This is a genomic window from Gardnerella sp. DNF00354, from assembly GCF_049262755.1.
In the GTDB taxonomy this organism is placed as follows: domain Bacteria; phylum Actinomycetota; class Actinomycetes; order Actinomycetales; family Bifidobacteriaceae; genus Bifidobacterium; species Bifidobacterium vaginale.
The window spans coordinates 489,278-501,320 of the sequence record NZ_CP058402.1 but is presented as its reverse complement, the minus strand read 5'-3'; the positions used below and the strand labels follow the sequence as shown (position 1 = coordinate 501,320).

General features: G+C 42.3%; 12 protein-coding genes. 6 read left to right on the top strand and 6 right to left on the bottom strand.

Features of this window, described 5'->3' with window-relative positions:
* The first annotated feature begins 243 nt into the window (after nucleotides 1-243).
* The 5 genes from HXT24_RS01955 (at nucleotide 244) to HXT24_RS01935 (ending at nucleotide 2,890) form a co-directional block, all read left to right on the top strand.
* Nucleotides 244-576: a hypothetical protein gene (locus tag HXT24_RS01955; protein ID WP_009994572.1), complete on the top strand. Its 333-nt coding sequence runs from the start codon at nucleotides 244-246 to the stop codon at nucleotides 574-576.
* An 11-nt stretch (nucleotides 577-587) separates the two neighbouring features.
* Nucleotides 588-1,055: a single-stranded DNA-binding protein gene (locus HXT24_RS01950; protein WP_013399328.1), complete on the top strand. Its 468-nt coding sequence runs from the start codon at nucleotides 588-590 to the stop codon at nucleotides 1,053-1,055.
* Nucleotides 1,056-1,170: 115 nt separating this feature from the next.
* A complete protein-coding gene (locus HXT24_RS01945) occupies nucleotides 1,171-1,482 on the top strand; it encodes a type II toxin-antitoxin system RelE/ParE family toxin (protein WP_009994575.1) in 312 nt (103 codons plus the stop codon).
* Nucleotides 1,476-1,832 (top strand): addiction module antidote protein, encoded by a 357-nt coding sequence (locus HXT24_RS01940; protein WP_009994576.1) that lies wholly within the window; start codon nucleotides 1,476-1,478, stop codon nucleotides 1,830-1,832. Before HXT24_RS01945 ends, HXT24_RS01940 begins: the two co-directional genes overlap by 7 nt.
* A gap of 497 nt (nucleotides 1,833-2,329) precedes the next feature.
* Nucleotides 2,330-2,890, top strand: a complete 561-nt coding sequence (locus tag HXT24_RS01935) for a hypothetical protein (RefSeq protein WP_009994577.1) — start codon at nucleotides 2,330-2,332, stop codon at nucleotides 2,888-2,890.
* A gap of 86 nt (nucleotides 2,891-2,976) precedes the next feature.
* Here HXT24_RS01935 and HXT24_RS01930 read toward each other — a convergent pair whose 3' ends face one another.
* The 4 genes from HXT24_RS01930 to HXT24_RS01915 all read right to left on the bottom strand — a co-directional run bounded on the left by HXT24_RS01930 (nucleotide 2,977) and on the right by HXT24_RS01915 (nucleotide 8,256).
* On the bottom strand, nucleotides 2,977-4,107 hold the full coding sequence (locus HXT24_RS01930) for an IS256-like element ISGva2 family transposase (protein WP_029600594.1): 1,131 nt from the start codon (nucleotides 4,105-4,107) through the stop codon (nucleotides 2,977-2,979).
* A gap of 201 nt (nucleotides 4,108-4,308) precedes the next feature.
* The gene (locus HXT24_RS01925) at nucleotides 4,309-5,340 is read right to left on the bottom strand and encodes a tetratricopeptide repeat protein (RefSeq protein WP_422119522.1); all 1,032 of its coding nucleotides are present in this window, start codon (nucleotides 5,338-5,340) and stop codon (nucleotides 4,309-4,311) included.
* Between the two features lie 66 nt (nucleotides 5,341-5,406).
* Nucleotides 5,407-6,432, bottom strand: a complete 1,026-nt coding sequence (locus HXT24_RS01920; protein WP_422119521.1) for a hypothetical protein — start codon at nucleotides 6,430-6,432, stop codon at nucleotides 5,407-5,409.
* 15 nt (nucleotides 6,433-6,447) lie between these two features.
* Nucleotides 6,448-8,256 carry a hypothetical protein gene (locus HXT24_RS01915; protein WP_422119520.1) on the bottom strand — a complete coding sequence of 603 codons (1,809 nt, stop codon included), beginning with the start codon at nucleotides 8,254-8,256 and terminating at the stop codon, nucleotides 6,448-6,450.
* 249 nt (nucleotides 8,257-8,505) lie between these two features.
* Between HXT24_RS01915 and HXT24_RS01910 the strand changes: the two genes are divergently transcribed.
* Nucleotides 8,506-9,501, top strand: coding sequence for an FKBP-type peptidyl-prolyl cis-trans isomerase (locus HXT24_RS01910; RefSeq protein WP_032836970.1), 996 nt, complete (start codon nucleotides 8,506-8,508; stop codon nucleotides 9,499-9,501).
* Between the two features lie 162 nt (nucleotides 9,502-9,663).
* On the opposite strand, the gene nucS is transcribed toward HXT24_RS01910, so the two are convergent.
* Nucleotides 9,664-10,452, bottom strand: coding sequence for an endonuclease NucS (gene nucS, locus HXT24_RS01905; protein WP_248898551.1), 789 nt, complete (start codon nucleotides 10,450-10,452; stop codon nucleotides 9,664-9,666).
* Nucleotides 10,453-10,494: 42 nt separating this feature from the next.
* On the bottom strand, nucleotides 10,495-11,967 hold the full coding sequence (locus tag HXT24_RS01900) for an amino acid permease (RefSeq protein ID WP_020761859.1): 1,473 nt from the start codon (nucleotides 11,965-11,967) through the stop codon (nucleotides 10,495-10,497).
* Between the last annotated feature and the right edge of the window lie 76 nt (nucleotides 11,968-12,043).

The following is a 12,043-nucleotide window of genomic DNA, read 5'->3' as shown; positions in this document are numbered from 1 at the left end:
TCTCGCAGTAACCATAACCCTCGTACTGGCAGCAGCGCTTTATAACAGTTTTCTCCCTACAAACACGCAAACCTTTATTATCTTTAGCTCAATCAGTGTCATCGGTATGATGGCATTCTTTGCCCACTACTACTTCTACCAAGCCTGGATACCAGAAAAACGGGTATCCCTCAAAGAAATAGCAGCCACACACGGAATAGAACCATACACCAGTAACCACAATAAGACGAAAGAAGACTTGCAATGAGTGAACAAGAACGTAAAGTCCGCCTCGTCATCCGTATCACCCACACCGTAGACATGAATGACAGTAACGGGTGGACACCACAATTAAGCTTCATCAAAACCAGTATCCTCACCCCAGAAAAAGCGAAAAACATCGCGGCAATCCTGAACCGTCTTGAAGCATTCCGCGCATCCAAACTCGGAAACACGCAAGGCGTCCTGTGGATCATCAACGCGACCGACACATACGATCTGGACCGTATCACAAGCCAATTCGGACTCGATGAGCTCAAAAACCTACCCGAAGTCTTAAACCCAGTCACAGAAATAAGCCTCAACAACCTCAACTAAAAAGGAGAACAATGATGAAAACGACCATCGCTCAAACTATCGAAGGAAACCTCACCGACAATCACACCTACTTCCCGCCAGCAGACCGTAAACGCGCTATGCTCCAATTGACCATCGCATCACAAAACAGACGCCAGGAAAATGGGCAGTGGGTCGACGGACCAGCAGACTTCATCCAGGTAAAAATATTCGGTAGGTCTGCGGAAATCCTCGAAACCCTATGGAACAATGGGCAACTGGGTAAAGGCATGCCCGTCATTGCGATAGGCCGGTTCGATCCACGCCCATCCGCATGGATAGGCAAAGACGGCAAAGCCCACGCCCAAGTCAGTTTTAATGCTGAAAACCTTACAACCAATATCGCACTGCTCGCTATGCGGCAAAACCGCGACACCACACCTGTAGCTGCTCCAGAACAACCAGCCTCATCAGAGGACGATTGGATGACTGGTTACGACCCAGGTGATATGCCATTCTAAAGGCTGTAGTTTAAGTTAAAGAGTGCGGGTCTCTCTACCTAGAAGAAAGGTAGAGAGACCCGCGCTCTTATTGCTTCAGATTGACAAACTGTAAGAAATATCTTACAATTGATGTGTGAGAATAATAGAAACAGAAGAATTTACAAAATGGCTAGAAAAGCTTAAAAATAGACGAGCTCAACTAGCTATCGGCTCTCGACTCTTCCAGTGGAAAAATGAGAGCATGGTTTTCGGAGACGTTAAAACCATACATGGCGAACTCAAAGAAGCACGATTCCATATCGATGCAGGGTATCGCGTGTATTTCGCCCAAAAACAAGACAAGATAGTTCTCCTTGTCTTTGGTGGAGACAAATCCACACAAGACAAGGATATCAAGAAAGCAGACGCTCTCCTTAAAGACATGAAAGAAGCAGGACAATGGTAAAGACACGAGAATTCGATATTCAAAACTATCTAACCGACCCAGAATCTATCATTTATTTCCTTAATGCGGCATTAGAAGCTAACGATGCGCACTTCTTTACTCAAGCACTAGGCGAAGTAGCAAAATCTGAGGGAATGACAAAGCTTGCGCAGCGTTCCGGAATTCCACGCGAAAGCTTGTATCAAATCCTTTCCGGCAAAGGCAACCCACGTTTAGATACTCTTATGCGTGTTCTTGACAATCTCGGGTTTAGTCTCTCACTACGTCCACTAGAGGAAAACGAAGAGGAAACATCCAAAGATCACAAGAACAAAGAAGGCATAGTATATAAAGAACCTGCATACGCGTAAACACCCTCTAAGGGACCAAAAATCGGGTGGTTGGCTTGTCCTTTGATAGAAAACCAACCACCACCAAAATGGAAATGGTCGACATTACCGCACGTGAGATCGACCATTACTCATATATTCCTGACCTATATATCATGTGGGGCTAATGCCAACCCTTAAAGGGTTGTCTGTATGACACGGGTGCAGCAAAGATGCTGCACCCCGGCCGCCCCACATGAGCTTTGTGCGTGCCAGCGCCAAGACAAGCACACACCCACCACAATCCACACACACCACCCCGATAAGGATTCTTGCAGTTCGCGCCAGACACCATCGTTTTTCAGGCTCCCCATGCCTGCAAAAATTGCAGACAGGGAAGCCTTTCCACGGGTGTGGGCGCGCCCCACAAGAACCCATATCATTTTTAGAGGGGTGGCGGAGTGTCTTATGGCAACGGGTTGTGTGCTGCTTAACGCTTGTCACGCACACAGTGACACACATAAGAAAGGACAATTATTATGGGACACTCCAGCATTCTCTACTCGTTCACCAGTGAAAAAGACGCTATCGAAGCACTCAAAAAATATGCCAGCTACGACAACCTCATCGCCACTTTTCTCCAGTCGGTCGATCCCCTTACCCTCGAAAAAGACATAGCCGATGAAGCTGACTATGTTGACTTCATCGACACATGGAACAATCCACGCGATATCGTCGACTTGGAAATACAGTACATGCCATACACGCTTACCAGTAAGAATGACGGTATCGTTCACCTACACGCTGATAGTGAAAAGATGAATAGTCTTGCACATGAAGCTGCGGAAACATTCCACCACGCTGCACGAATCGTAACCGATTACGGGTACATGCCACACTACGGTGCGCACAGTGAGCTAGACAGGCATGTCATGCGTGACTACCGTCGTCTTACACAACCGTATGCGACTACTCGTATTATCATCATGAACCCGTCAAACTTATCATGGACAGTCCTTGAAAGTAGCCTTGACTATCTCGACCCTCACTATCGTGACCTGTACATCATGACTACAGTAACCGGCGACTACCACATCTAAACGCACGGGTTATAGGCCAAAAAGTGTGTAAGGCTAAGCTGATGAATATTCTGGAAATAGAAGTAATCAGCTTAGCTTTTTGATAATTACTGGTAGTATTCACGACTCTTATGGAACTCATTCCAATCAACACCAGTACCATATCTTGCTGGTATTCCAAATACTTCAGATAATCCTTGATTAGAACGCTCCCAAGCTTGCCTATAGAGTTGTTCTATACGTTTACTAGTAAAAGAATGAGTGACTATCCAAGACTTATCTCTTGGCTTACTCGTGTTTAAATAACACCACCAGCATATAGCGTGTATACGTTTTAACAAGCTTAATCCACGATGATTACGTAGCATAGCGCGAATTCTACTATTCATTGATTCAATAGCATTATTAGTTGGTGGAATAGGATGAGTGCAATCTTCTGGAGGGCTAAGAAAAGTAAACATATAACCCTCATGAATACGCCTATCAATCATTGATTTAGCACGAACTAGTCTTTGATGAGTATCAGCAATACTACCATCACAATACTTGCTTTTCTCTTTAAGAAAATCACTCCAAGTATTCACCCAATTATTGTAAGAAATAAGCCAATGACGAGCTTGATTTTCTGTTTTTATGTCAGAAACAATGTTAGCTAATGATAGTAATTGCTTACCAGGAGTAAGACGAGGATTAACTCCAGTTAAAGCTTTAATGTTAAGACCTATATGGAACAAGCAACGTTGTATTTTCGTATTAGGCCAATATGTTTTTACTGCTTTACGAATACCACCAGAACCATCACAAACTACTACTAGCGGTTCCGCAATACGCTGCATGAGATAACCCCACGCGCGACTATTCTCACTACGAGCCACGTACCAGCCTAAAACATGTTTCCCAGAGTAAGCGATTAATACTACAGATTTACGTCCTAAATGAATACCATCAACATGAATGTAATCATAAACTTCATCCACGAATGGTACTTGCGGCCATAAGTCCCATAAAAGCTTATTCTTACGTCTTAAGGTACGGGCTGAGAAATCGTATGAATACTTATCCTGAGTCTTATTAGATAAAAGCCAATTTAAACTAACTGTTAAATCGTTTGATTGTTTATCATACGCTCTACTTTTAGAAGCCCCACAGTTAGTACAACGGTATCTAGTAGTGCCAGCATTGGTGTGACCATTCTTGCTCATTTTATGATGACAGTTATTGCATAGTGGGTTATTCATACAAATGAAGAATAACCCACATTCGATATACAACGAGCCCTACTGCCATAAGGGTTATGAGCTGATTTTTTACACACTTTTTGTCCGGGTGGCGAATGTGCAGAAAACAGATTCGATTACCGCAAAACGCTTGTATTGCAATGCGTGAGACATGATTTCTTACACACTTTTTGGCCTATAACCCGTCTTTTGCGTGGTATATCAGTACAGGAGAATTCCTAAGCGACGACGCGCACGGTTCAAACGCTCATCTCCAGCTGGAAGCATCGCAAAATACTCAAGCATACGTTCTTTGATCACATCTGCACTATCACGATGACCAGCAAGAAAATCAAGAAGCCTACTAAAAGCATCTTCAATATGACCATCAATCATATCTACATCTGCTACAGCAAGCTGAGCGGAAGCATCACTAGGATTATCACCAGCAGCCTTACGAACTGCATCAACATTTGTATTAGTATTCCTGCCAAGAAGCAATGCTTTAGCGCGTTCGCGAGATGCCAAAGAATCATTCGGGTTAGCCTGCAATACTTTTTCATACTCACTTGCTGCTAAAGCATAATCGCCATTCATAGCCGCCTCATGAGCAATTTTATGTTCTGGCGGAACGTCAGAAGAGTCGCCAGCAACCGCAGAATCATCACCTACACCAACACCTGACGCATCCGTAGAATCACCTGCAGAATCACCTGAATCAACATAAGGAGCCATCCCAGCTACACCAGATTTTTCCGCAACTTTAACCAGCTGAGGCAGAATATCATTACAAATCTGCTGCAACTCATCTGCACTAGGCAATCCCTGGCAAATAGGCATTGGTCTGCCTCCAACCAATCCATATACAGCTGGAAGCTGCTGTGCACGTAAAGCTTGAGCAATTGATGGGCTTTCATCCGCATCAATACGAGCAAGCTGCATTCTGCCATCTAACGCAGTAATAGAATCCGCAAGTTTTTGTGCTAAATCGTAAGAAGTTTCATCGCTTTTTTGCCATACAAGCAAAATAATTGGAAAACTTACAGAGGTCTGAACCATCGCCTGAAAAGTTTGTTCATTAACATCAATCACATATCCCCCAGCAGGCGGCATCTTAGACTGAGGTTTTCCTGACTTTTCAGCCGCTTCTCGTTTTGCAAGAGCTTCTGCTTTGCGCTTTACACCTTCCAAGTCCACTGCTCCAGCCAGAGAGAATCCGCCTGGGTTCATACCCATCGATTGTGAATCAACCATAATTTCCTCTTTTGCTTATATTGCTTACAACTTTGCTTACATTTCTTATATTGCTTATACAACTGCTTACAGGGCTTCTACCTTTATAGGCTGACGCTCCGCTCCCACAGGAACAATCTGCGCATTAGAGCCAGCTGGTGGAACAACCATTGCTACAACATTTACGTAAGTTACACGCATTGTAGAAGTAGCTTTAGCATTTCCAAACAGAGCTTTCTCCTCGTCAGACGCTGGTCTTGATTCTCGACCTTCTCCAGCTCTCCTAGTCCACACGGAGTCAATACGCGCAACCACTAAATCACTACCATCGCTTGCGCGCATAACGCTAATCTGATTTGGAACTGAAGCAAAAACCTGTTCCTGAGAACCTTTGTTTCGCTCCATTCCTGCTTGAACAGTCTTAGATAATTCTGCTAATTTTGCGCGCAAATAATCACTAGCAAAACTCTTTGCAAATTTACTAGATTCTCCTTGCTGCAGAACATCAGCATAAGCCGCTGCTGCCGCATGAGGAGTCATAACAAGACCAGAATCATTTGCTTTACCCATTGAAGCGCCGATTGAAGAAACAGGGAATTTTGGCAGACGCACACCAGGGAACAGTCTTGCAACTGCCCACAATTTATAGTTTGAGCGTGCCCTATCCTGACGGATCACCAACAATCGCTTAGACTGCTGGTCTTTTGTTGTAGTAGTAATCGTCATCAAATCACGAGGCCAGTTTGCATTCGTAGGCACAATAGTCTGAGCAACTTCACGAGGAATTGTTGTTTTTGGATCCAATTTTCCTGTTTTAGCCGCAATAGCAAGCTCACTAGTTCGCACAAGCATTGCAGGACCACTCATATAGACATCAAGATTACTAGAATTCTTCTCTTCATTCGCGCGCTCTAGAGACCTCAAAACTCTTAAACGTATATCTTTTTCTCTAATAGACGTTACGTTTGGAAGTTCCTTTGTGCTATGCCCCTCAGCGGCTTTAGGAACTTGACCATCGCAAGCGCTAAGAGCAAAACACATAATTAGCGTCATTATTGTAGCGAATGTAAATCTTACATAATATTTGATTTTATGCGCATAAAACATAGTCATACTTACTTTCCACACTCACTTTTGCTCATTTCCACGCGCATTATTTTTACGCTTACGATTCTGGTTATAGTTTGAATTCGTGTTGCCACCAGCGTTTCTGTTATTTGCATTATTTTCGCCGCTATTTCTATTACGATTATCTAATTCGCTAGATCGACGATTTTTGCCATATTTTTGCCCGCGCTGACTATGCTGATTATTCTGACTATTCTTACGCTGGTCTCGATGATTACTCGAATCACGATGATTTCCTTGATCTCGCGACTTGCTGCGATTATTTGACTTTTCATTGCTTGAGTCGCAAGCCTCCGCGGATTTACTACGATTATCTCTATATTTGCGATTCTCTACATCTCTGCTACTAGAACGACCATCTTGATTGTCATGCGAATCACGATTTCTTCTACCATATCTACTATTGCGATTGCCGCAATTGTTATGACTCGACTTTCTAGAATTATTATTGCTACTATTTCCAGAATGTTCCTTTGAAGATTGCTTTTTATTAGAATCATCATTCAAAGAATCTTTGGAATCACGGATAGCATCATCGTCATCTTTAAAAGAATCAGAGGAAGATTTATCAGAAGAAACATCAGAAACTTCTAAAACAGTAGACGAATCGCTATTATTCTTGGAAACATCCGAAACTGATTCGCTAGCAAAACGAGCAAAATAAGACTGCAAATCTTCTTTAGAAATCACAGCAGTTTCATCCAAAGATGGAGTTGGAGAAGAATTTAAACCAGACTTTACGTTTACAGACAAATCCACGGTTGCTTGCGACTTTGCAACACGAGTTTTTGAATGAGCACCATGACGAGCATGAGAAGCTGAAGAACCTTTATGCCTTGACGTTTTATCTTTAGCAAAACTGCCAAAAATACTAGCCATTGTGCCAGCAAAAGCATCTGAGAATTTAACTTCTTCGTCTCTGGAGACACTTTCTACAGTAATAAGACCACTTCTACTAGCCACCAAACGCTTATTACGCCTGCGATGTGGAGCCATAGCGAACACAGAAGCAGAAAGGACACAAAGCAGAACAAACAGTGCTCCAACAAAATACAAAGGAGTTGCAAAATCTGGAAGATTGTGTCTACGCCAACGAAACTCTACGAATGCTTCAGGAGAATTTTTACCTAAGTCAATAATCAGCACGCGTCGAGAAATCCTTGCACGCAATGCGGATGAAACTTTTTGATGATTCGACTGGCTATTTTCTTGATTTGCTTGATTTGCTTGATTTACAGCATTGCCACTGCTCAAATCTCCAGGAACAATGTTCTCAGATTGTTCAAAATCTTCCGCATTAACAAACAATTTAGCCAAACCCATTTGGCAAGTCGCATTAGTCCACAAATCTGAATCTTTAAAATCTACATCTTTAGAAGCCTTAGAATCAGAGTTATTCGCGGAATCTACAGAATTTTTGTTATTCAAATCTGACTTTGCAGAATCATCAGCCTTCATAGGGACAGTAGAAAGATTCTCCCAATCTTGCAAACCAGTTATTCTCTGTACAGAGTAGCCACGAGTCCACCCACGAACATCTTTAGCCAAACCAACTGCTACACAAATCGGCTTACGAGTATTAAGAGCCGCAACACTAATTTTTACGCGGTAATCCACAAGATTTAAAACACCTGGATCCGTAACAATGTATCTTGAACCATACACGTTTGTATGAGCCGAAACAATAGAGTTTGGCCTCCAAACTGTGGCATTAAGAACACCAAGAACAATACTAAGCACAGCAAGCAACCCAAAAATAGGTGCCACGATTCCTCGCATAAACTTAGCTCGTTTTGTAGGTCGTTGCATCAAACCTCTTTCTGCATCCTAATCAGCAATAAATCATGCATTATGCTTGTAATCAGAGCATGAATTCTTTTTGATATTCGCCTTAATAATCGTCATATCGTATTTGCTCCTATCTATTCTACAATCTTTCATAATCTTTTATAATTAATTGATTGTTATATTTATTAATCTTTTACAATTCTTCGTAATATTTAAATATATTTTGCTACTGAATAATTAAAATCAGACTCAAGCGATAGTCTTAAACCTATGAGAAAAACCAGAATATACACAATCAAATCTTTTGCAATACGCGCAATTAGCACAATTAGCGCTGCAGCCTTGTGCTTTACAATGGCATCTTGCAGCGGGAATAGCACGAATGATAACGGAATGGCAGACCCAGCCGCAAATGCTGCTGGAATGCAAGTTTTAGGCGGCGTTAAGGCTAGTGGAACTTTAGGCAAACAACCAAAGGTCGATATAACTACTCCTATAGACGTAAAGCCAAATTCTTACGCCATTTTGCAAAACGGAAACGGTGCTAAAATCCAAGAAAATAGTCGCGTATGCGCTAATGGCATCGTGTACAATGCTAAAAACGGCAAAGAGCTTATGAACACATGGAAGCAAGGCAAACCAGATTGCTCAATCGTTGTTAAAAAAGGCGTTACGAGTAAACCTTATTATGCACTGTTTAAGGGAAGAAAAATTAATTCCACGATTGCATTTGGTGTGCCTGCAAATCCGCAAACTAAGCAAGATGCGTACGTAATGGTGTTAACTCTTGTTTCTTCAATGAAATCTCTTGAACGCGCAACAGGCAATAAAGTTAAGGATATCCCTGAAAATCTGCCGAAAGTAACTCTGAGTAAATCTGGAGAACCATCGTTAGATAAGAATAACTACGTACCAGATGGAAAGTTGGTTTCTCAAACTTTGATTGAAGGAACTGGCAAAGAGGTGACCAAAGAAAGCACTGTAACCGCTCATTACACTGGATGGACTACCGATAAAGACGGCAAATTGCATCAATTTGATTCGTCATGGAAGCGCGGCACGCCTGCAGACTTCTCTCTTGCAGGTCAAGTGATTCCAGGATGGACTAAAGGCTTAGCTGGAAAGAAAGTCGGATCTCAAGTTCTTTTGGTAATTCCTCCAGAAGATGGCTATGGCAAAGAAGATAAGAAGGATGCACAAGGAAATGTAACAATTCCTGCAAATTCAACGCTTTACTTTGTTGTAGATATTCTCTATGCTTCCTGATCTATTAATCTCTTAATGATTAATTCTCTTAGTGATTAATTCTCTTAGTGATTAATTACCAATCAAATCATGCCGCGCTTGAATAAATCTTGCGCGGCATTTTTATACGTAAATTTACGTAAATTTCGTAATAAATTACAGATAAAGCAAAAAATCGCTAAGCTAAAACAGGCGAAGATCGTTAGACTCAACACCGCGCATTTCATCGTAATCGAGGATTAAGCAAGTAAAGCCACGATCCTCAGCCAAAACTCGCGCTTGCGGGCTAATAGTCTGCGCAGCAAAAATACCTCGAACTGGTTTAAGCAACGGGTCTCGATTCAACAACTCACAGTAACGAGTAAGCTGTTCAACACCATCGATACCACCGTGTCGCTTAATCTCAATAGCAACATGGACACCGTTTGAATCCTGCGCCATAATATCCACGGGGCCAATAGCAGTAGGATATTCTCGGCGAACCAACGTAGCACCATCGCCAATACGCTCAATTTGCTCAGCTAAGTAGCGCTGCAAATGGTCTTCTACACCATCTTTAACAAGACCTGGGTCTGTGCCTAAATCATACGAAGAATCGCTATAAACGTGTTGCAGAACAATGCGAAGCAGGTCATTGCCCTTTTTTGCAGCAATTTTTAAAACAGTTCCATCGCTAAAAACGCGCGAAAAGTCGAAAGCATCCGTGCTACAAGCGCCGACAGCACCATCTGAAGAAACAGAACTCGAATCGTCGTCTTCACAGGAACAATCGTTATCTTTAGAAACATTTCCATCAATAACGCGCATAGTACAAGGAGCAACCATCCAATTAAGTGGCTTATAGGACCCTAACTCTGAAAAAATCAGTACACTACCATCAGCCTTAATAAGCAACACGCGCTTAGCCGATGGAAGACTTGCATTAAGCCTACCCGTATATTCTGCACTACAATCCGCAACAATAATTCGCACACAAAAAGCGTAGCATAAATCGCGTAACTACTTGCACAAAAACTACCTACCCAGAGCCGCCGCTAAATCGCGATTCTGCCAGCGCTGGTGCAGCGCGCAATAGCCTCCAAAAAGCAAGAGCCAAATAATGCCGCCAATTGCCGATCCGCGAGTGTCTTCGCTAATAAACAGCGTTATGTACACAAACACAAAGAATGCAATCGTTAGCGAATTAAGCAGCTTATAATGCGGCATAACAAAACCATCTGGCATAAAATCAGCAGAAGCGCGGTACTTTCTGTGCGTAACCATAATCAAAATGTAAATCATGATTATTACTGCCGAAGACGCAGAAGCAAACACAATAAACGCGCCATGCACTCCAGGAATTGAGTTAATAATCGGAGAGAACAGGATTAGCGCAGCAGAAAAAATGATTGCTCGTGCAGGAACTTTAGTGCGCGAAACTTTGCGCAAATGTGAAAGAACAGGAGAATTAGATTCTAGCGCAATTTGATACATATGCCTTCCTGCAGAATAAAGTAGCGAATTAAGCGCAGAAGATGCTGCCGTAATAACCACAAAGAACACAAGCGCCGAAGCCCAATGAAGCCCCGCATATTGGAAAACCATTATAAACGGAGACATATAAACGCCTTTAGAATCGGTAGCTTTAAATTGTTGCCAAGGAACAATTAGCATGATTGAAGCAAGCGCTCCAACGTAGAAAATCAAGATTCGCATAATAATCTCGTTGATTGCCTTTGGCAAAACTTGGCGAGGATTCTTAGTTTCCGAAACTGTAACGCCTACAAACTCAATAAGCTGGTATGCGTAGAACACCATTTGGAAACTCATCAAAAATGCCAACCATCCATTTGGCATAAGCGAGAAGTTGTTGAAAATATTGTCAAAGCCTGCGTGGCCTGCAGGATTTGCAACGCCGCTAATTTGTGTTGCAGGGTAATGGTAGCCAATAATAACCATAACTGCAGCAGTTGCAATAAGAGCCACAATCAACGTGATTTTAATCATTGAGAACCAAAACTCTGTTTCGCCAAATAGCTTAACAGCAACCAGATTTATGCACACTAAAGCAGCCAAAAACGCTATTTCTATGAGCCATTTCCAGCTGCTAACGTCTATGCCAAAAGTTTGGAAGAAAGTAACGCAATACGTGCTTACAGCCGTAATCTCACTCATGCCAATAAGCACAAGCACTATCCAATACGACCATCCTGCAAAATCGCCCCAGCCTTTGCCCAAGTATTTAGTAATAAAACTAATAAATGTATGCTGGTTTGGATCCTTGTACATAAGTTCGCCAATGCCGCGCATAAGCAAAAACATGATTAAGCCAACAATTATGTACACAAGCATAATGCTTGGACCCGTAAGACTAATGGATTTGCCAGAACCTAAGAATAGTCCCGTGCCGATTGTTCCGCCTATAGCAATGAATTGCACGTGTCTTTTTGTAAGGCTGCGCTCCATCTTGTTAGTGTGACCATTGTTAGTTTGGCCAATATCACTCATTGCTATAACTCCATTCTTTTAGGCGTGAGCTTTCAATTTTATAAGAACCCGTAAATATTTGAATTTCATTATTCAA